The sequence below is a fragment of the Marinobacter azerbaijanicus genome, from assembly GCF_030250645.1.
GTDB lineage: Bacteria > Pseudomonadota > Gammaproteobacteria > Pseudomonadales > Oleiphilaceae > Marinobacter > Marinobacter azerbaijanicus.
The window spans coordinates 97,742-118,561 of sequence record NZ_JASSVS010000006.1; the positions used below are offsets into that span (position 1 = coordinate 97,742).

The 20,820-nt window shown below is 57.6% G+C and carries 17 protein-coding genes; 14 read left to right on the forward strand and 3 right to left on the reverse strand.

The window, feature by feature from the left end; genetic code table 11:
* Window positions 1-12 precede the first annotated feature (12 nt).
* The gene (gatB, locus tag QPM17_RS13050) at window positions 13-1,464 is read left to right on the forward strand and encodes an Asp-tRNA(Asn)/Glu-tRNA(Gln) amidotransferase subunit GatB (protein ID WP_285391220.1); all 1,452 of its coding nucleotides are present in this window, start codon (window positions 13-15) and stop codon (window positions 1,462-1,464) included.
* Between the two features lie 477 nt (window positions 1,465-1,941).
* Here gatB and rimO read toward each other — a convergent pair whose 3' ends face one another.
* Window positions 1,942-3,285: a 30S ribosomal protein S12 methylthiotransferase RimO gene (gene rimO / locus QPM17_RS13055; RefSeq protein WP_285391221.1), complete on the reverse strand. Its 1,344-nt coding sequence runs from the start codon at window positions 3,283-3,285 to the stop codon at window positions 1,942-1,944.
* Window positions 3,286-3,698: 413 nt separating this feature from the next.
* On the opposite strand from rimO, the gene QPM17_RS13060 reads away from it, so the two are divergent.
* The 4 genes from QPM17_RS13060 (at window position 3,699) to QPM17_RS13075 (ending at window position 8,187) form a co-directional block, all read left to right on the forward strand.
* Window positions 3,699-4,103: a PilZ domain-containing protein gene (locus QPM17_RS13060; protein ID WP_285391223.1), complete on the forward strand. Its 405-nt coding sequence runs from the start codon at window positions 3,699-3,701 to the stop codon at window positions 4,101-4,103.
* A 155-nt stretch (window positions 4,104-4,258) separates the two neighbouring features.
* A complete protein-coding gene (cysD, locus tag QPM17_RS13065) occupies window positions 4,259-5,167 on the forward strand; it encodes a sulfate adenylyltransferase subunit CysD (RefSeq protein WP_285391224.1) in 909 nt (302 codons plus the stop codon).
* A 1-nt stretch (window position 5,168) separates the two neighbouring features.
* The gene (gene cysN / locus QPM17_RS13070) at window positions 5,169-6,827 is read left to right on the forward strand and encodes a sulfate adenylyltransferase subunit CysN (protein WP_285391225.1); all 1,659 of its coding nucleotides are present in this window, start codon (window positions 5,169-5,171) and stop codon (window positions 6,825-6,827) included.
* Window positions 6,828-7,170: 343 nt separating this feature from the next.
* Entirely contained in the window at window positions 7,171-8,187 is a 1,017-nt protein-coding gene (locus QPM17_RS13075) for a nucleoid-associated protein (RefSeq protein WP_285391226.1), read from the forward strand.
* A gap of 154 nt (window positions 8,188-8,341) precedes the next feature.
* Here the strand turns inward: QPM17_RS13075 and trmH are convergent, their stop codons facing one another.
* A complete protein-coding gene (trmH, locus tag QPM17_RS13080) occupies window positions 8,342-9,082 on the reverse strand; it encodes a tRNA (guanosine(18)-2'-O)-methyltransferase TrmH (RefSeq protein WP_285391227.1) in 741 nt (246 codons plus the stop codon).
* Window positions 9,083-9,470: 388 nt separating this feature from the next.
* Between trmH and miaB the strand changes: the two genes are divergently transcribed.
* The 5 genes from miaB to lnt all read left to right on the forward strand — a co-directional run bounded on the left by miaB (window position 9,471) and on the right by lnt (window position 15,154).
* A complete protein-coding gene (gene miaB, locus QPM17_RS13085) occupies window positions 9,471-10,817 on the forward strand; it encodes a tRNA (N6-isopentenyl adenosine(37)-C2)-methylthiotransferase MiaB (RefSeq protein ID WP_285391229.1) in 1,347 nt (448 codons plus the stop codon).
* A 495-nt stretch (window positions 10,818-11,312) separates the two neighbouring features.
* Complete coding sequence (locus QPM17_RS13090) at window positions 11,313-12,296, forward strand: PhoH family protein (protein WP_285391230.1); 984 nt, start codon at window positions 11,313-11,315, stop codon at window positions 12,294-12,296.
* Window positions 12,293-12,766, forward strand: coding sequence for an rRNA maturation RNase YbeY (ybeY, locus tag QPM17_RS13095; protein WP_285391232.1), 474 nt, complete (start codon window positions 12,293-12,295; stop codon window positions 12,764-12,766). Before QPM17_RS13090 ends, ybeY begins: the two co-directional genes overlap by 4 nt.
* Entirely contained in the window at window positions 12,763-13,614 is an 852-nt protein-coding gene (locus QPM17_RS13100; RefSeq protein ID WP_285391233.1) for an HlyC/CorC family transporter, read from the forward strand. Before ybeY ends, QPM17_RS13100 begins: the two co-directional genes overlap by 4 nt.
* A complete protein-coding gene (gene lnt, locus QPM17_RS13105; RefSeq protein WP_285391234.1) occupies window positions 13,604-15,154 on the forward strand; it encodes an apolipoprotein N-acyltransferase in 1,551 nt (516 codons plus the stop codon). Before QPM17_RS13100 ends, lnt begins: the two co-directional genes overlap by 11 nt.
* Before the next feature lie 253 nt (window positions 15,155-15,407).
* Here lnt and QPM17_RS13110 read toward each other — a convergent pair whose 3' ends face one another.
* Complete coding sequence (locus QPM17_RS13110) at window positions 15,408-15,956, reverse strand: zinc ribbon-containing protein (protein WP_285391235.1); 549 nt, start codon at window positions 15,954-15,956, stop codon at window positions 15,408-15,410.
* A 250-nt stretch (window positions 15,957-16,206) separates the two neighbouring features.
* On the opposite strand from QPM17_RS13110, the gene leuS reads away from it, so the two are divergent.
* The 4 genes from leuS to QPM17_RS13130 all read left to right on the forward strand — a co-directional run bounded on the left by leuS (window position 16,207) and on the right by QPM17_RS13130 (window position 20,736).
* Complete coding sequence (gene leuS / locus QPM17_RS13115) at window positions 16,207-18,792, forward strand: leucine--tRNA ligase (RefSeq protein WP_285391462.1); 2,586 nt, start codon at window positions 16,207-16,209, stop codon at window positions 18,790-18,792.
* A 1-nt stretch (window position 18,793) separates the two neighbouring features.
* Window positions 18,794-19,369: an LPS-assembly lipoprotein LptE gene (locus QPM17_RS13120; protein ID WP_285391237.1), complete on the forward strand. Its 576-nt coding sequence runs from the start codon at window positions 18,794-18,796 to the stop codon at window positions 19,367-19,369.
* Window positions 19,366-20,373: a DNA polymerase III subunit delta gene (gene holA, locus QPM17_RS13125; protein ID WP_285391238.1), complete on the forward strand. Its 1,008-nt coding sequence runs from the start codon at window positions 19,366-19,368 to the stop codon at window positions 20,371-20,373. The genes QPM17_RS13120 and holA overlap by 4 nt, the downstream gene beginning before the upstream one ends.
* Window positions 20,374-20,472: 99 nt before the next feature.
* Window positions 20,473-20,736, forward strand: coding sequence for a hypothetical protein (locus tag QPM17_RS13130; RefSeq protein ID WP_285391239.1), 264 nt, complete (start codon window positions 20,473-20,475; stop codon window positions 20,734-20,736).
* The last annotated feature ends 84 nt before the right edge of the window (window positions 20,737-20,820 follow it).

The following is a 20,820-nucleotide window of genomic DNA, read 5'->3' on the forward strand; positions in this document are numbered from 1 at the left end:
AGGAGAATGACTATGCAGTGGGACATTGTGATCGGGCTGGAAATTCACGTTCAGCTCGCCACCAGAACCAAGATTTTTTCCGGCTCCAGTACCGCCTACGGTGCCGAGCCCAACACCCAGGCCAACGCTGTTGATCTGGCGATGCCGGGCACCCTGCCCGTGCCCAACGAGCAGGCGTTCCGATACGCGGTGATGTTCGGCCTGGCCGTCAACGCCGAAATCGAGCGCCGCTCGGTGTTCGAAAGAAAGAACTACTTTTACCCGGACCTGCCCAAGGGCTACCAGACCACCCAGCTGGAGCGGCCGATTGTGGGCCCCGGCTACGTGGATATTGATCTGGCGAACGGTGAAACCAAGCGGGTACGTATTCATCACGCCCACCTGGAAGAAGACGCCGGCAAGTCTCTGCATGAAGACTTCCATGGCATGACCGGCATCGACCTGAACCGCGCCGGCACGCCGCTGATCGAGGTGGTTACCGAGCCGGACATGAATAACGCGGACGAGGCGGTGGCCTGTGCAAGAAAGCTCCACGGCATTGTCACCTCGCTGGGCATCTGCGACGGCGACATGTCCCAGGGCTCCATGCGTTTTGATGTGAACATCTCGCTCAAACCCAAAGGGTCCGATGTACTGGGCACCCGCACAGAAACCAAGAACCTGAACTCCTTCCGGTTCATGGAACAGGCCATTGCCCACGAAGTTGAGCGGCAGATGGATATTCTGGAAGACGGCGGAACGATCATCCAGGAAACCCGCCTGTACAACGGCGACCGGAACGAGTCCCGCTCCATGCGCACCAAGGAAGAGGCCAACGATTACCGCTACTTCCCCTGCCCGGATCTGCTGCCGGTTGTGATCGACGACGCTTTCATCGACGAGGCCCGTAACAGCCTTCCTGAGCTTCCGGACGCCCGCAAGGCCCGCTTCATGGAGCAGTATGGCCTGAACGACTATGATGCCAGCCTGCTTGCCAGTGATTCGAAACTGGCCACCTTCTTCGAAGCCGCCGCCGAGCGCGGCAAGGATGCCAAGCTGGCTTCCAACTGGGTCCAGGGCGAGTTCTCCGCGCGCCTGAATGCTGAGGAAAAGTCCGTTGCCGACTCGCCAATCACGGGTGCCCAGCTGGGCGACCTGGTGGTGCGTATTGCCGATAACACCATTTCCTCGGCTGGCGCCAAGAAGGTATTCGAGGCCCTCTGGACCGGCGAAAACGACAATGTGGATGCCATCATTGATGCCAAGGGCCTGAAGCAGGTGTCTGATACGGGTGAGCTTGAGAAGATGGTGGACGAGGTTCTGGCTTCCATGCCGGATCAGGTTGCCCAGTATCAACAGGAGTCTGACCCCAAGAAGCAGAAGAAGATGCTCGGCGGGTTCATGGGGCCGCTGATGAAGGCCTCCAAGGGCCAGGGGAATCCGAAGCTGTTTAATGAGATTCTTGTTAAGAAGCTTGGGGGGTAGTCTTTTGACACTGGGGCGTGGCGTTTTGCTGCGGCCCCAGCCTGCCTGGATTCGGAGTTAACGGCACGTGGCAGGAAGGGGGCTCCAAAACATGCTCCTTCGGCACATCCATGTGACGCTTGGGCTCCGCCATCCATGGCTCCGCACAGTTTTGGAGCCCCCTTCCTGCCCCGCGCCTGTCTGGCTTCCGACGGTATCCGTAGGTCGGATTAGCGAAGCGTAATCCGACACCATGTTAACGGCCGATCCCATTTGTCGGATTACGGCTTCGCCTAATCCGACCTACGGTTTGACGTTTTTGGCGGTGTCCCGGTGATAGATGGCGTTGGTGGGTGCCTTCTCCCAAAAATGTGCGGAGCCATGGATGGCGGAGCTCAAGCGTCACATGGACGTGCCGAAGGAGCGTGTTTTGGAAAGCCGTCCCCAGCCGTGCGTCAACTCCAGCCCGAGCAGGCTAATAAGCCAGCTCGAGGCCAATCACACCAGCCGACCCCAAAGATCATGCTCATCCGCATGCTCAACCACGGCCTGAACCATCTGCCCCGGCACCAGGTCAGTCTCTTCATTGAGGTAAACCATGCCATCAATCTCCGGCGCATCCGCCTTGGAGCGGCCGATGGCACCTTCCTCATCGACTTCGTCGATCAGCACATCAATCGTCCGGCCAATCTTCGCCTGCAGGCGGGCACCTGAGATCTGTGCCTGTTTTTCCATGAAACGGGCCAGGCGCTCTTCCTTTACTTCTTCCGGCACTGCGCCTTCCAGCTCGTTGGCCCTGGCACCTTCCACCGGGCTGTACTTGAAAGCGCCAACCCGGTCGAGTTGCGCCTCATCCAGCCAGTCCAGCAGGTACTGGAAATCCTCTTCGGTCTCACCCGGGAAACCGACAATAAAGGTGGAACGGATGGTCAACTCCGGACAGATCTCCCGCCATTTGCGGATGCGCTCCAGGGTCTTGCTGTCATGGGCCGGGCGCTTCATGGCCTTGAGCACTTTCGGGCTGGCGTGCTGGAAGGGGATGTCCAGGTACGGCAGGATTTTGCCTTCGGCCATCAGGGGGATGATGTCGTCCACATGGGGGTATGGGTAAACGTAATGCAGGCGGACCCACACACCCATCTCTCCCAGCGCCTCGCAAAGTGACTGCATTTTCGTTTTCAACGGGCGGCCCTGCCAGAAACCGGTGCGGTATTTGGTGTCCACACCATAGGCGGAGGTATCCTGGGAAATCACCAGAAGCTCCTTCACCCCGGCATCCACCAGCCGCTGGGCCTCGTCCATCACATCACCGATGGGCCTGCTTACCAGGTCGCCACGCATCGAGGGAATGATGCAGAAAGTACAGCGGTGATTGCAGCCTTCGGAGATTTTCAGATAGGCGTAATGCCGGGGCGTCAGTTTGATGCCCTGGGGTGGAACCAGATCGGTGAAGGGGTCGTGTTGTCTGTTCGGCGGCACGAACTGGTGCACTGCACCGACGACTTCCTCATAGGCGTGGGGGCCGGAGACAGCGAGAACGCCGGGATGGGTCTCGCGAATCCTGTCGGCTTCCACGCCCATACAGCCGGTAACGATGACCTTGCCGTTTTCACTGATGGCCTCACCAATGGCATCCAGTGATTCCTGCTTGGCAGCATCGATGAAGCCGCAGGTGTTGACGACCACGATGTCAGCGTCGTTGTAGGTTGGCACGACGTCATAACCATCGAGCCGGAGTTGGGTGAGGATGCGCTCGGAGTCTACAAGCGCCTTGGGGCAGCCAAGACTGATAAAGCCGACTTTGCCATTGCCTGGGGAAACGGATGAACTCTTGTCTGTCATAACCTGCACGGAATCATGGCGCCGTATTCGGCCCCAGGTGAATGTTGGCGTGTAGTTTACCTCAGCCGACCTGCTGCCGTAAGCCACTGTGGACAGCGAATTCAGACGAACAGAAATTGACAGGCATCAACCTTGATGACGCCGTGTTCATATTCAGTTCACAAATCTGACAGGTCTGGCGACAGGCAACTTGCTGATCACTAAACAAACAACTAGACTTTCAGGAAGTTAAAGAGTTCGTTACACGCAAAACAATAAAGCGCTTGCCGCATCCCTGCACCTGTCACATGAAACCTGTGACATTTGCCGGGGGTTTCTTGTGGGTATATCAAAGAACGAGTGCAAGTATATAAAGGGACTGAACTATGGGTAAGGCAGCCTCCTTTAAAACCAGAGATGCCAGAAGAGTCACTATGAAACCAGTTGCCGCCAAGCCAAACCTTCGCAACCAGCAGCGTGTTGACGTTGCCACCGAAGTCCGAATCGAGAAAACTGATGGCAGCTGCCTTACCTGTGAGGTTTCCAATATTTCACGAACCGGCATCATGATCCTGTGCGATCAGGAAGCCGTCAGGGAACTGATCCCCGGCCAGAAAACGCCTGCTCCCGGCAACTGGATCTCCGTCACCACCACCTTTTCGGTGCCCGTTGTTGCCCAGCAGCCGGTGTCTGTGATTGCCGGAGGCAATATTGTCCACATGCGCCGAATTGCCCGTGACCAGTTCCAGCTTGGCATTCAGTTTTCTGAATTCGAAGGTAACGGGTATGAATACGTCAATAACTACGTCAGCAAACTGCTCTCTTCTTCGACAGACTGAACGCGTAATTCCTCTCCGGCATACGGCTCCACCGCTATATTGTTATAGCAGCAAACTCTAGTTGCCTGCCTTCTTATGCCATGACCTGATCTGGTATCATTACCGCATTCACACGCCCAGCCTTTAAAGGCACGCAAACGCGGTAACAGGATACGATGACCACTTATAACCTGACGCACCTCAAACAGCTGGAAGCTGAAAGCATCCACATCATCCGGGAAGTCGCAGCGGAGTTCGACAATCCGGTCATGCTCTATTCCATCGGCAAGGACTCCGCGGTGATGCTGCATCTGGCTCGCAAGGCCTTCCATCCGGGCAAACTGCCCTTCCCGCTTTTGCACGTGGACACCACCTGGAAATTCAGGGAAATGATTGAATTCCGGGACCGCAAAGCAAAAGAGTATGGTCTGGATCTGATCGTCCATAAAAATGAAGACGGTATCAAACAGGGCATCGGCCCCTTTACCCACGGTAGCGCCAAGCACACGGACGTGATGAAAACCCAGGCCCTGAAACAGGCACTGGACAAGTACAAGTTCGATGCGGCCTTTGGCGGAGCCCGCCGGGACGAAGAAAAATCCCGTGCCAAGGAACGTGTGTATTCCTTCCGTGACGAATACCACCGCTGGGATCCGAAAAACCAGCGCCCGGAGCTGTGGAACATCTACAACGGCAAGATCAACAAAGGCGAGAGCATCCGGGTTTTCCCACTGTCCAACTGGACCGAGCTGGACATCTGGCAGTACATCTACCTTGAAAATATCGAGATTGTGCCCCTGTACTATGCCGCCAAACGCCCGGTGGTGGAGCGTGACGGCACGCTGATCATGGTGGACGACGACCGTATGCCGCTCAAGGAAGGCGAGAAACCGATGATGAAATACATCCGCTTCCGCACCCTGGGTTGCTACCCGCTGACTGGCGCCATTGAATCCGAGGCAGACACCCTGCCGGAGATCATCCAGGAAATGCTGCTGGCCACCAGCTCCGAACGTCAGGGCCGTGTAATCGACCACGATTCGGCCGGCTCCATGGAACAGAAAAAGCGGGAAGGGTACTTCTAAGATGTCACACCAGTCTGATCTGATTGCCGAAGATATTCAGGCCTACCTGAAGCAACACGAGAACAAGGAACTTCTGCGCCTACTGACCTGCGGCAGCGTGGACGATGGCAAAAGCACCCTGATTGGTCGCCTGCTGCACGACACCAAGATGATCTACGAAGATCACATGGCGAGCCTGAAAACCGACAGCGCCAAGATGGGCACCACCGGCGAGAAGCTGGACCTGGCCCTGCTGGTGGACGGCCTTCAGGCAGAGCGTGAACAGGGCATCACCATTGATGTGGCCTACCGGTATTTTTCCACCGACAAGCGCAAATTCATCATCGCCGACACCCCGGGCCACGAGCAGTACACCCGCAACATGGCCACCGGTGCTTCCACCGCGCAAGTGGCGATTCTGATGATCGACGCCCGCCACGGTGTGCTGACCCAGACCCGTCGCCATTCCTACATCGCTTCACTGTTGGGAATTCGTCATATTGTGGTGGCCATCAACAAGATGGACCTGGTGGATTACAGCGAGGAACGCTTCAACGAAATCAAGGATGACTACCTGGCCTTTGCCAACAAGCTGGGCCTGAAGGACATCCGTTTTGTGCCGATTTCCGCCCTTGAAGGCGACAATGTCGTCAACAAGAGCGAGCACACGCCCTGGTTTACCGGCCAGCCGTTGATGGACATTCTTGAGACGGTAGAAGTCTCCCATGACAAGAACCTGGAGCATTTCCGCTTCCCGGTGCAGTACGTTAACCGTCCAAACCTGAACTTCCGTGGTTTCTGCGGCACTGTCGCTTCCGGTGTTGTCCGCCCCGGCGACAGGGTGATGGCCCTGCCCTCCCGGCGCACCAGCACCATCAAGGACATAGTGACGTTTGATGGCAATCTGGAAGAGGCCTACATCGATCAGGCGGTCACGCTGACGCTTACCGATGAAATTGATGTCAGCCGTGGCGATATGCTGGTGAAGGCCGAGGATGAGCCAGAAGTGGGTAACCGCTTTACCGCCAATATCGTCTGGATGACCGACGGCCCGCTGGAAACCGGCCGACTGTATGACATCAAGCTTGGCCCTACGTTTACTTCCGGTACGGTGAAGACCATTCATCACCAGACCGACGTGAACACGCTGGAAAAGAACGACAATCCTTCTGCGTTGCAGCTGAATGAGATCGGCCTCTGCGAGCTGACCCTGAGCCAGCCCATCGCGTTTGATGCGTACCCGCGCAATCACGCCACGGGCAGCTTCATCGTCATCGACCGGTTGACCAATGTGACCATCGGCGCGGGCATGATTGCCGGCACTGCAGGTACGATTGAGTCACTGGATCCGGTGACCAGCGAGGAGCGTGAGCGTCGTCTGGCCCAGAAGCCCGCCATCATTGCCTGTAACGGCAAGAAAGCTGCGGCGTTGGCGCTGGCGCTCGAGCGTGCGCTGTTCGACCAGGGCAAGACGTCTGTGGTGCTGACCGAGGACAATGCCGGCAATGTGGACGACCGCCGCCGCGCTGCTCAGGTCATCAGCGCCCATGGCCTGGTGGCCATTGCGGTGAACCTGGGTACGGATGTGGCTTCGGCGTCTGTTTCTGCGGATGACGATCAGGAAATCACTGATGCGGTCAATTCGCTGGTTCAGGATCTGATGCGGCACAAACGGGTTTAGTCCGGCGGCCCGACCTTGAGATGCCCCTCTGGTCTGAAGACTTGGGGGCTGGTTCGTTTTGGGGGCTGGTCCCGCGGCGGGGGTGCCTTTTCTTCTGGAAAAAGAACTCGCTGCGCTCGGACACCTTTTTCCGGCAGAAAAGGCACCCCCACCCCGTGACCGATCACACCTGCTTTGAATATCCTCCCGTAGGTCGGATTAGGCCCGAAAGGCCGTAATCCGACAAACCAGTTATGCTCTCCCCCATTCCCCCAAAACCCCAAAAAATCCATTACAATCCCACCCCCTGAAGGTTTACCCTCAGAACCTCTCATGTATTGCCAAGCAAGGACCCGAAATCTCCATGGCCATCAAACAGCTCCGCACCCTCTTCGCCAGTCAGCTTCAACCCGGACAACCGGCGCAGGTTCGCCCTGGCGAGGCCCTGTCCGAGCCAGGCGGCGACTATGAGGCTCTCCACAAGCAGATGAAGCGTCTGTTCAACAGCAAGCCGGGCAAGAAGTACGGTCGTTTTTCCGAAGACATTGGTGAGTCTCCGTTCAGCGCCTGGCTGAAGGACTATCTGGAGGACAGACAGAGCTTCGTTTCCCTGACCGACCGCATTTTTGGCCAGTGGCAGGAGCTGCTGAACGGCAGTCAGGAGGAGCATCAGGGCCATCTGATGCTGGTGCACGAGGCTCTGGCGGATGGCGAGGTAATGTACCTGCTGGTGCTGGAAACCGACAGTGCCTTGCGGTTTGACGGCCAGCAGTCGCTGGATACCACGGATGTGCTCAGCCTGTCGCGGCTGAATCTGGCGGTGCGTATTGAGCTGGAGGACTGGCAGGGTGAGAACGCCGGGGAGAATTACCTGACGCTGGTGCATGCCCGTGGCAGCGGGGAGCCGGGGGAGTTGTTTATCCGGCTGTGCGGCTTTACCAATCAGGTGGATGTTGAGAAGGAAACGCTGACTTTCATGGATGCGGTGGAAGCCTTCGCCAAGTCGTCCGAGCCGGAGGAAGCGGGCAAGATTCGGGCGCGGGCCTATGAATTTTCCAAAGAGCAGCATGCTCTGGGTGAGCCGGTGGCTATTGAGGCGCTGTCGGGTTATCTGGATGAGGACCAGCCGCAGCGGTTCAAGGAGTTTGCCAGTGAGACGGCGGAGCTTCCGGAGAGCGGGGTGTTGCATCCGGATCATCGCAAGGTTAAGAAGTTGGTGAGGATTGCGGGTTCTGGTGGTGGCATGAGTGTGTCGTTTTCTTCGGACCTGGTTAACCAGGCGGTCTACTACGATCGTGACAATGATGCGTTGACGATCACGAAGCTGCCTAAGGCTTTGCGGGAGCAGTTGCAGCGCTATTTGGAAGGCCGTGAGGATTGAGGTTGCTGATCGTCTAGCCTGGTAGTTTAGGGGGCTGGTCCCGCGGCGGGGGTACCTTTTCTTCTGGAAAAAGAACTCGCTGCGCTCGGACACCTTTTTCCGGCAGAAAAGGTACCCCCACCCCGTGACCGATAAAGCTATCACGGTTCATCCTTTATTCCGTCTCGATTGTAGTGACCGGGTTTTTATCGGTCCATCTTGGGCGGTTTGCGCGTAGTTTCCTGACTTCCTGCATCCAGCCTACGCCGTCGACCAGTTCTCCGGTTTCCGGGTCGATGGGTGGGTACGGCAGGTTGCGGTCGTCGCAGTAGCGTTTTACTACCGGCTGGCACCAGCAGAACAGCAGGCGGCTGTACTCGTCGTCCGGCAGTCGCCGAGAATCGAACAATCCCGCCAGTTTCCGCTGGCGTTGTGCCTCGGAAAGGATGATGGCGCAGGCGGAGGACACGTTCAGGGACTCCACCATGCCCATCATGGGTATCACTATGTGTTCGTCGGCCTGTTCGGCGGCGCTGTCGCTGACTCCGTCCACTTCGTTGCCCATGATCACTGTGCAGGGCACGGTGAAGTCTGCTTCCCGGTAGTCGATTGCGCGGTCTGACAGTTGCGCGGCGTAGAGTTTGTGGCCCTGCCCTTTTAACACCGACACCGCCTCATCCATGGTTGGGTGGGTGTGAGTGGTGACCCAGTTGTAGCTGCCGCCGGCGGTTTTGCGGAATGCGCGGAAGCCTTCCCGCGGCCAGACCACGTGCATGTTGGCCAGGCCGAAGGCGTCGCAGGAGCGGATGATGGCGGATAGGTTGCGGGGTTTGTGGACCTGGTCGGTGAGGACGCTGAGGTCTGGTTGGCGGGTGTTGAGGGTTTGTTGGATTCGGGCTAGGCGTTCGGGGGTCATTGGAATTTTGGTTAGTGGTTAGTGGTGTTTCAGGCTTCGGTTGTCGGATTACGGCTTTGCCTAATCCGACCTACGTGGATGAGGTTTTGCACGTCAGCCGGGGAAGTGGTTGGGGCGAGGCTTTCCAAAAACGTGGAGCGCCAGGGATGGCGCGACCGAGCCCTACAGGGACGTATTCACGGGCGTTTTTTGGAAAGCCTCGCCCCAACCGCTTCAACTCCCGAGCCCAGGAAAGCTAATAATACCACAAGCGATTTAGAGGATTGCCGAGACAGAGGTGGTTGCGGATTGATCACCCCGTTATAATGACCAGCTAACTTTTTCGAGCGCCAATGCTGACCTTCCGGCGCGAACCATACACCACCATATACCAAATACGTTGAGACACATGGCCAAGAAGCTGTACATCAAGACCCACGGCTGCCAGATGAACGAATACGATTCATCCAGAATGGCAGATCTGCTAAAGACCGGTGAAACCGTGGAAATGACGGATTCTCCGGACGACGCCGACATTCTGTTACTGAACACCTGCTCCATCCGGGAAAAAGCCCAGGAGAAGGTGTTCCACCAGCTGGGTCGCTGGAAAAAACTGAAAAACAGCAAACCGGACCTGATTATCGGCGTGGGTGGCTGCGTGGCCAGTCAGGAAGGCCAGGCCATCATTGACCGGGCACCCTATGTGGACATGGTCTTCGGTCCGCAGACCCTGCACCGCCTGCCGGAGATGATCACTCAAGTACGCGCCAAGGGTAATGGTGTCGGCGTGGTGGACGTCAGCTTCCCGGAAATCGAAAAGTTCGACAACCTGCCCGACCCCGGCGCCGATGGCCCTTCCGCGTTTGTTTCCATCATGGAAGGCTGCAGCAAATACTGCACTTTCTGCGTGGTACCCTACACCCGCGGCGAAGAGGTCAGCCGTCCGGTGGACGATGTGATTGCGGAAGTGGCACACCTGGCCGGTCAGGGTGTGCGTGAGGTGAACCTTCTGGGCCAGAATGTGAACGCCTACCGTGGTGAGACCCACGATGGCGACGTAATGGACATGGCCGAACTGGTGGCCCTGATTGCCACTATCGACGGTATCGACCGTATCCGCTACACCACCTCGCATCCAGTGGAGTTCTCGGACTCGCTGATCGAAGCCTATGAGCAGGTACCAGAGCTGGTCAGCCACCTGCACCTGCCGGTCCAGAGTGGCTCCGACCGCATCCTGGCGGCCATGAAACGTGGCCATACGGCACTGGAGTACAAATCCAAACTCCGCCGCCTGCGCAAGATCCGCCCGGATATCAGTTTCTCTTCGGACTTTATCATCGGCTTCCCGGGAGAGACTGAGAAGGACTTTGAAGACACCATGAAGCTGATCAACGATATCGGCTTTGATGTGTCCTTCAGCTTCATCTATAGCGCCCGCCCCGGCACACCGGCGGCGGATCTGCCGGATGACACGCCGATGGAGGTGAAGAAGAAGCGCCTGAGCATACTCCAGGAGCGGATCAACCAGCAGGCCATGGACATCAGCCGCAAGATGGTGGGTACAACCCAGCGTATTCTGGTCACGGGCCTGTCCAAGAAAGACCCCGGTGAATACGCGGGCCGTACCGAGAACAACCGTATTGTAAACTTCCGGCATGAGAATCCGGAGGTGGTTGGGCACTTTATCGACGTGGAGATTCGGGAGGCTATGCCCAACTCTCTGCGCGGTGTGCCTGTGGGCTCGGAGATGCATTAAACCTGGGCTCCCATGGGTTTAAGGCTTGGTGGTTGCCGAGTGGTGGGCACCGCCTCCCAAAAAACGCTACAAGCACTTCCCTGTGCGCTTGGGCTCCGCCATCCATGGCTCCGCACATTTTTGGGAGGCAGTGCCCACCACTCTCCGCGAACCCTTTCCGTGTCTGCGGTCCAAACGGGATAAACGTAGGTTGGATTAAGCGAAGCGCAATCCAACAATGGCTGAGAACACGCAAATGGCCCGATATCTGTCGGATTACGACTTCGTCTAATCCGACCTACTTGTATTTGTGCATGCGGGCCTGCAAATAGACTGAAAAGGGCGCTGGCCGGAGGGTCTTTCCAAAAACGTGGAGCGCCAGGGATGGCGCGACCGAGCCCCCCATGGATGGGTTTACGGGCGTTTTCTGGAAAGACCCTCCGGCCAGCGTCCGACAGCACCACCCATGAAATGCCTACTCCCTGAAGCCTTGGGAGTCATTAAAACGGAGCACTTTTGAACGCCAACGATCACAGACAATTCGACCTACACCCGGTAGACCAGCACCGGCTGACCACTCTATGCGGCCAGTTCGATGAGCACCTTAAGCACATCGAGCGGCGCATGAACGTCAAGATTGGCCGCCGCGGCCACCATTTCCGTGTGGAAGGCGAAACCGAGCATGTGGCCGCGGCCACAGAGGTTATCCGGCACCTGTACCGGGAAACCGAGGCCAATGACGACATTTCGCCGGACATGGTTCATCTGTTTATCCGCGAGACCGGCTTCGAGCGGCTTCCGGACGACGTGCCATACAACGGCGCGGTCACTGTTATCAAAACGCCGAAACTGCAGGCCAAACCCCGGGGTGAAAACCAGCAGAAGTATGTGCACAACATCCGCACCCATGATGTGAACTTTGGTATCGGTCCGGCCGGTACGGGTAAGACCTGGCTGGCGGTGGCCTGTGCTGTCGAGGCGCTGAAAGACGAACAGGTGAAGCGCATTCTGCTGGTCCGGCCCGCAGTGGAAGCCGGCGAGAAGCTCGGCTTTCTGCCTGGTGACCTGGCGCAGAAGGTGGACCCCTATCTTCGGCCGCTGTACGACGCCCTCTATGAAATGCTGGGCTTCGATCATGTCACCCGGCTGATCGAGAAAAGCGTGATCGAGATCGCGCCACTGGCGTTCATGCGCGGCCGCACCCTGAATAACTCGTTTATTATTCTGGATGAGAGCCAGAACACCACCCGCGAGCAGATGAAGATGTTCCTCACGCGGATCGGATTTGGCTCTACCGCTGTGATTACCGGGGACACCACCCAGGTGGACCTGCCCCGGGGCCAGAATTCCGGCCTGATTCATGCCGCAGGGGTGCTGAGCAAGGTTTCAGGGATCGGTTTCACGCGCTTTGAAGCCAGGGATGTGGTTCGTCACCCGCTGGTCCAGCGGATTGTCGAAGCCTATGATTCATTTGATGATGGGAGCGCCACGGGCCAGTGAGTGAACTGACAGTGGATCTGCAGCGGACGATCGAGGCGCCAGGCGTGCCTTTGGATGCCGATTTTGAACGCTGGGCGGGCGCTGCCTGGCTGGGGAAGGATCCATCGGAGGTGACGATCCGTATCGTTGCCAGCGATGAGAGCGCCGACCTCAACAGCCAGTATCGTGGGAAATCAGGGCCAACCAATGTCCTGTCCTTCCCATTTGAGTCGCCAGCCGGTATAACGGTTCCGTTAGCCGGTGATCTGGTCATATGCGCCCCGGTGGTTGAAAAAGAATCCGCCGAGCAACAGAAGACCCTGACGGAACACTGGGCCCATATGGTGGTGCATGGCATGTTGCACCTTCAGGGCTACGATCATATTGACGATGACGATGCCGAGGTCATGGAAGCCCTTGAGATCCGGTTGCTCGCGCAACTCGGGTTCAGCAATCCTTACGAGACAGAGGAAACGGAAAAAGACTCATGAACGACGATCAGTCGAGTCGCAGTCAGGGCAGCAACAAGTCCTGGCTGGAGCGCATATCACAGGCCTTCTCCAGCGGGCCTGAGTCCGTTGAGGACGTGCTGGAAATCCTGCGGGACGCCGAGTCCCAGAACATCATCGATGCCGATGCCATGAGCATCATCGAAGGTGCCATGCAGGTGATCGACATGCGGGTGGATGAAATCATGATCCCCCGGTCACAGATGGTCACCGTCAAGGCATCCCAGGAACCGAAAGAGTTCCTGGGTGAAATCATTTCTTCTGCCCACAGCCGTTTCCCCGTGATTGGCGACAGCCAGGACGATGTAATCGGCGTGCTGCTTGCCAAAGACCTGCTTCCCCTGGCACTGAACAACGACCTCAACTGGAACCGGATACGCGAGATCCTGCGCCCGCCCACCTTCGTGCCGGAAAGCAAGCGTCTCAACCAGTTGCTGAAAGAGTTCAAGGAAACCCGCAATCACATGGCCATCGTGGTGGATGAGTATGGGGGGACCGCCGGCCTGATCACCATCGAGGATGTGCTGGAGCAGATTGTGGGCGAGATTGAAGACGAGCACGATTTCGATGAAGAAACCCACATCAAGGCCAGAGGCGACGGAACCTACGCCGTCAAGGCTGTGACACCGGTGGACGACTTCAACGAATTCTTCAATACCGATCTGGATGAAGAGGAGTTCGACACCATCGGTGGTGTTGTTCTCAAGGAGTTCGGACACCTGCCCAGACGGGGCGAATCAGTGGCGTTTGGCGGTCTGCAGTTTACCATTGCCAATGCCGATAACCGTGTCATCCGTCTGCTGCAGGTTACGCGTGGTGATGACCAGTAACACAACATCCCAGGCCAACCTGCCCACCTCAGCCCTTTCGGAACAGCCATGGCTACGAGCTGCTGCCCTGCTGATTGCCGGGGCAATGCAGACCCTGACGTTCTCGCCGTTTAACTGGTGGTTGTTGGGCCCCCTGTCCATTGCACTGGTCCTGCTCTGCTGCTTACCTCTGGCGCCGCAGAAGCTGTTCCGGGCCGGCTGGCTTGTGGGGCTGGGATTGTTTGGTACCGGCGCCAGCTGGGTTTATATCAGCATTAGTGAACACGGCAACACCTCCATCCCCCTGGCTGTTATTCTCACCGTTATCTTTGTAGCCGGGCTGGCGCTGTTCCATGGCCTGGCTTTCTGGGCCTGGGGCAAATTGTCGAAGGACAGCACCATCAGGCGTCTGCTCCTGTTCCCGGCAGTCTGGATCCTCGGTGACTGGATTCGGGGCTGGCTGCTGACCGGCTTTCCGTGGCTCTATCTGGGCACCGCCCATGTCGACGGTCCGATGGGTGGGTTCGCACCGCTGGTTGGTGTCCACGGCGTGACCTTCTGGGTCACTGTGACAGGTGGTGCGGTTATCGCCTGTTGGTGGTTGATCAGAAACACCCGCTATGCCAGTGCCGCCGTTGTAGGCATTGTCGCATTGCTACCCTGGGTCACCGGGCCGGCTGTATCGAATGCGCAGTGGACAACGCTTGAGGAAGAACCCACTACGTTCGCGTCCATGCAGGGCAATATTCCCCAACAGATCAAGTGGGACCCGGATTTCCTCCGGGACCAGATCGTCGCGTACCTGGAGCTGACGGAAGACCACTGGGATACCGACCTGATCCTGTGGCCGGAAACCGCCATCCCCATTACCCAGGACCAGGCCGGCAAAATCATTGACCACATTGATGAAGAGCTGGGGGAAACCAGTACACTGATTACCGGCATTCCCTGGTATGGCTTCAGTGACCGCATTGAAGACTTCACCTTCCACAACAGCATCATGGCCATCGGCAATGGCGGCGGCATCTACCATAAGCAGAAACTGGTGCCTTTCGGTGAGTACGTCCCGCTGCAGCAGTGGCTCCGCGGTCTGATCGGCTTTTTTGACCTGCCCATGTCAAGCTTCAGCCGTGGGCCCGCCAACCAGTCGCCCCTCGATGCCAACGGCACCAACATCATGCCCTTCATCTGCTACGAAGTGGCCTACCCTGACTTCGTCGCCCGCAACGCCCGTAATGCCGGCCTGCTACTGACCATCAGCAACGATGGCTGGTTTGGCGACTCCGTCGGGCCGTTACAGCATCTGCAGATCGCTCGCATGCGGGCGCTGGAAACCGGTCGGTACATGCTGCGTGGCACCAACAATGGCGTGACGGCCATCATCGACCACAAGGGCCAGATCACTGAAACCATTCCTCAGTTTGAACGGGGGGTGATGACTGGTGAAGTCTATGCCGCCGAGGGCAATACGCCTTACATGCTCTCCGGCTCGTGGCCTGTGCTGACGCTGGCTGCGATTCTTATTGTGTTTGGTCGGGTGCGGGTGATTCCGAAGAACTGATCCCGGTTCTCGTCCGGGTAGCCTGCCAGATTGGTGCCTGGCCATGGGGTGGGGGTGCCTTTTCTTTGGAAAAAGAACTCGCTGCGCTCGGACACCTTTTTCTGGCAGAAAAGGCACCCCCACCCCATGGCCGTTCCGGCTCTGGTGTTAACTCCCGTAGGTCGGATTAGCGAAGCGTAATCCGACAAATGGTGTCCGCCTCTGGCTGGATGTCGGATTACGCTTCGCTAATCCGACCTACTCAAACCTACGCTTACTCCGATTTATGGGGCCAGCGGCTGGTGACGCGTTCGTAGTAGTGGGAGCCGCAGGCCTCGCAGGGTTCCAGGTGGCTCGTTGCCGTCAGGCAGCGCATGTGACCGCAGTTGAGGCACTTGAACATGCCGGCGGTTGCCACTTCACCGCTGATGTACTGGCTGGGTGCGTGCTTCTCCAGTTTCTGTGTCAGTTCCAGGGTGTCCACCCTGGTCTTGTCCGCTACCGAGAACAGCATATCTGCCAACTGGTGCTCCAGCAGGGAGATGTCCAGTTGCAACCATTCCTTCAGGCCTTCTCCGGTTTCCCCCACAAAGTGCAGCAGGTGTTCCAGATCCCGCTGCAGATAAGCGCCCAGCAGGTCCGCTTCTTCACGGGTCATTTCTTCCAGTTCATACTCGAACTCCACCGCCCGCTGGATTTCTTCTTCCAGTGTATCGCGGGTGGTTTCCTTCATTTCACTGAGTCGGGCCTGGACCCTTTCCAGCATGCGGTCGTAGGCTTCAAGAGCCTTGCCTGAGAGGTGATTGCGTTCCGGTTCGGTCATGGCCGCTCCCTATTGGTGTACGGGCAGAGTGGGTATGGCTGATCGGGACCGTAAAAAACAGGGATGTTTTTTACGAGCCTACAGGGACGTATTCACGGCGTGTCCCGGTCAGCCGTACCTGCCCGCCTTCACCTCAAGCATGGCACAGTATCGGCAAATTGGCAGACTACCTGTTAAGCCTTGTGTGCGTTAGAATGTCCGGCCGCTTCGCACATCTTTTTGATACAGGGTAACTTTGGTAATGGCAGGAATGGACCAGCAATACAATCCCCGCGATGTTGAACAGCAAGCCCGCACCTACTGGGAAGAAAATAACACCTTCACGGTGAAGGAAGAACCGGGCAAGCCCAAATACTACTGCCTGTCCATGTTCCCCTACCCCAGCGGCAAACTGCACATGGGGCACGTGCGCAACTACACCATCGGCGACGTGATCTCCCGCTACCAGCGTATGCAGGGCAAGAATGTCATGCAGCCCATGGGCTGGGACGCCTTTGGCCTGCCGGCTGAGAATGCCGCCATTGCCAACAAGACGGCCCCGGCGAAGTGGACACACGCCAATATTGCCTACATGAAAAACCAGCTCAAACAGTTGGGCTTCGGGTACGACTGGAACCGCGAACTGGCTACCTGCAAACCGGACTACTATCGCTGGGAGCAGTGGTTCTTCGCCCGCCTGTATGAAAGAGGACTGGTTTACAAGAAGATGTCCACCGTCAACTGGGATCCGGTGGATCAGACCGTGCTGGCCAATGAGCAGGTTGTTGACGGTAAAGGCTGGCGCTCCGGCGCCCCGGTCGAACAGAAAAAGATTCCCCAGTGGTTTATCCGCATTACGGACTATGCGGAAGAACTGCTGAACGATCTGGACAAGCTGGAGGACTGGCCAGAGCAGGTCAAGACCATGCAGCGCAACTGGATCGGCAAATCCATCGGTACCGAGCTGACATTCCCCCTCAAGGGTCGTGACGATGCCCTGGACGTTTACACCACGCGCCCTGACACTCTGATGGGTGTGACCTATATGGCCGTCGCGGCCGAACACCCGATTGCCAAAGCTGCGTCAGAACGTTATCGGGAAGTCGCTGAATTTGTCGAGCAATGCCGCAACAGCAAGGTTGCCGAGGCTGACATGGCGACCATGGAAAAAAAGGGTATTGATACCGGCTACAAGGCCATCCACCCGCTGACCCAGGAAGAGATTCCGGTTTACGTTGCCAACTTTGTGCTGATGGAATACGGCACCGGTGCACTCATGGCCGTGCCTGCGCACGATGAACGGGACCACGAGTTTGCGCTCAAGTATCGCTTGCCGATCAAGCAGGTAATCGCCCCCTCCGACAGTCGCGAAATCGATGTTCAGGAAGAAGCCTTCGCCGAGAAAGGCATCCTTGTATCGTCCGGAAAATATAGCGGTCTCACCAGCGAAGAAGCCTTCGAAGCCATCGCCGACTACCTGGAAGAGCATGGCATCGGCAAGCGTACCGTCAACTACCGCCTCCGCGACTGGGGCGTGTCACGCCAGCGCTACTGGGGGGCTCCGATCCCGATGATGACCCTGGAAGACGGCACCGAACGCCCGGTACCCGACGACCAGCTGCCGGTGACGCTCCCGGAAGACGTGACCATGGATGGGGTGCAGTCGCCCATCAAGGCCGACCCCGAGTGGGCGAAAACCAGTTATGAGGGCCAACCGGCGACGCTTGAAACCGACACCTTCGACACCTTCATGGAGTCGTCCTGGTACTACGCCCGTTTCTGCAGCCCCAACTATGACAAGGGTATGCTGGACCCGGCGGCGGCCAATTACTGGCTGCCGGTCGACCAGTACATCGGTGGTATCGAGCACGCCATTCTTCACCTGCTGTACGCGCGATTCTTCCATAAACTTCTTCGTGACGTGGGCCTGGTGAACAGCTCCGAGCCGTTTAACCGCCTTCTGTGCCAGGGCATGGTCCTGGCAGAAACGTATTACCGTGAAGACGGCAACGGCGGCAAGGTATGGATCTCTCCGGCGGACGTGATCACCGAAAAGGACGAAAAAGGCCAGGTTGTCCGCGCCGTTCACAGAGACGATGGGCAACCGGTCGTAGCTGGTGGTGTCACCAAGATGTCGAAGTCCAAGAACAACGGCATTGATCCCCAGGCGATTATTGATGAACACGGCGCAGACACCGTACGACTGTTCATGATGTTTGCTGCTCCCCCGGAGCAGTCCCTGGAGTGGTCGGACAGTGGCGTGGAGGGGGCTCATCGCTTCCTCAAGCGTCTGTGGCGCATGGTGAGTGAACATACCGCCAAAGCTGCGGCTCCCGCCCTCGACAGCGCCAGTCTCAATGAAAGCCAGCGCAACCTTCGCCGCAAGACCCACGAAACCATCGCCAAAGTCAGTGATGACATCAGCCGGCGGCTGACATTCAACACCTCCATCGCCGCCGTCATGGAGCTGCTGAATGAAGTTGGCAAACTCGACGATGACCAGCCGCAAAGCCTGGCTGTCCGACAGGAAGCACTGGATACCGCCGTGCTGATGCTGTCTCCCATCGTTCCTCATATCTGCCACAGGCTCTGGCAGGCACTGGGTCATAACGAGCCTGTCGTGGATGCCCCCTGGCCTACGGCTGACCAGGATGCCATGGTTCGCAGCGAGATCCAGGTTGTGCTTCAGGTGAACGGAAAGGTACGGGCCAAGGCCGACGTTCCGGCTGATATCGAGAAAGACGCCCTGGAGGCGCTGGCTCTGGAAAATGAGAACGTCATCCGCTTCACCGAAGGCAAGACCGTTCGCAAGGTCATCGTTGTGCCTGGCAAACTGGTAAACGTGGTGGCCAACTGATATGGCATCCGCTGGCGCCCCGCTGGTTCGCTCTCTGACGGTAGGGGCCCTGCTCCTGCTGGTTGCTGGTTGCGGCTTTCAACTCAGGGGCGCACCACCGGTGTCGTCCGTTCTACAGCCCCTGGCTGTCGATTGCTCGGATAATGTGCCTGCACAACTATGCGCGGCAGTCCGGGAGCAGCTGGAGCTGGGCCGGATTGAGTTAAAACCTGCCGGAGAGGCGGATTTTGTGCTCAAGATCGGCAATTTCCGCCAGGAACGGCGCGCGAGCGCGATCACCCTCAGGGCCGCTGCTGCTGAGTATACCTTGCGGCATACCGTCGATATCGAGCTGCTTACCGCCGATAACATTCCACTGATCGCGCCGGCCGACCTCAACAGTAGCGAAACCTATCGCTACGACGAGTCCAATGTGCTCGCCAAACAGCGGGAAGAAGAGGCACTGCGGGAAGAACTCCATAATCGGCTGGCCCAGCAGATCATTTTCCGTCTGGCTCCACTTGATGAGGACCGCATCGCACGGTTAAGAGAGGAAGCGGAACAGGCACGCAGCGAAGATACAGAGCCGTCGTCATGAAGACACAGGCGAACCAACTACCCCAGCTACTGAAGAAAGGCCTGTCACCGGTATACCTGATTTCAGGGGACGAACCCTTGCTGGTCCAGGAGTGCTGTGACCATGTCCGCAAGGCAGCCCGGGAAGCCGGCTTTGAAGACCGGGTTACCTTCCACGCGGATCAACAACTGGACTGGAACAGGGTCGGCGAGGAGCTCGGAGCTCTCTCGTTGTTCGCCGAAAAACGTCGCATTGAAATTCACCTGCCCACCGGCAAGCTCGGAGATGGTCGCCCTGTCCTGGAACGGGTACTGGAGAATCCGCCGGAAGACATTATTCTGTTGTTGATCAGCGCCCGACTGGATGCGGCGGAAACCCGCCGTAAATGGTACAAGGAACTCCAGGGAAAAGGCGTGCATGTGCCGGTATGGCCTATCGATGCAGACAAGTTCCCGGGATGGCTACAACAAAGGGCCCGCAACCACGGCCTCAGTCTGACCCGTGGCGCGTTGGACATCCTCGCGGAACGCCTGGAAGGCAATCTGCTGGCGGCCAGCCAGGAACTGGACCGTCTGGCTCTTCTGGGCTCCAGCACCACCATTGACGAAGAAACCGTGGAACAGGCGGTCCAGGACAGCTCACGGTTTAACGGCTTTGAACTGGTAACGGAACTTCTTGCAGGCAGGGCTACTCATGCCAGAAAAATCATCGGCGTGTTGCAGCAGGAAGGTGAAAACCCCCTGGGCCTGCTGACGGTTCTCTCCCGGGATCTGAACCTCACCATGGAGCTGAACATCGCCACTGCCAAACGGGAGAACACTTCTGGTTTCCTGAAAAAGCGCGGCGTATTCCAGCCCCAGCGAGCAAAGGCTGTAGAACAGGCGGCCAAACGCCTGAACCGCCGCCAGCTGATGGCCGCTCTGGAGCTCTGCAGCGCCACTGACCGTGCCGCCAAGGGCTTTGACAGCCTGTCCCCATGGCATTATCTGCAGGACATGATCACCCTGCTGGCAAGGCCCGCCTGACCCAGGTCAAAACCACAACAATCCCTCACGGCCCTACTTGACAGTTTTTGACGTTCGGTAGCATGGTATAGCTTCCAATCATCAAAGGAGGTGCGTGATATGAGTTTCCAGGACGAACTGAAACAGCTGTCAGAAAAAATCAAACAATACCGCGATGAAGCCCGTGTTCAGCTACATCTGGCCAGGGAAGACGTCAAGGATGAATGGGATGATCTGGAAGAGGACTGGGAGCGGTTCCGCAATAAGCTCGACGGTCTCCTTCACGACGCAGACGATACGTCTAAGGAAGCACGCCAGACTGCCCATAAACTCGGCGAAGATCTGAAAACCGGATACGAGAAAATCCGTAACCGACTGAAGTGAAGTGTTAACCAGTTAACAGAACGCTACAAATACCCACCCCGAGGCTCTGTTCATAAGGGGCCTCTGTGCCATACTTCTCATTAT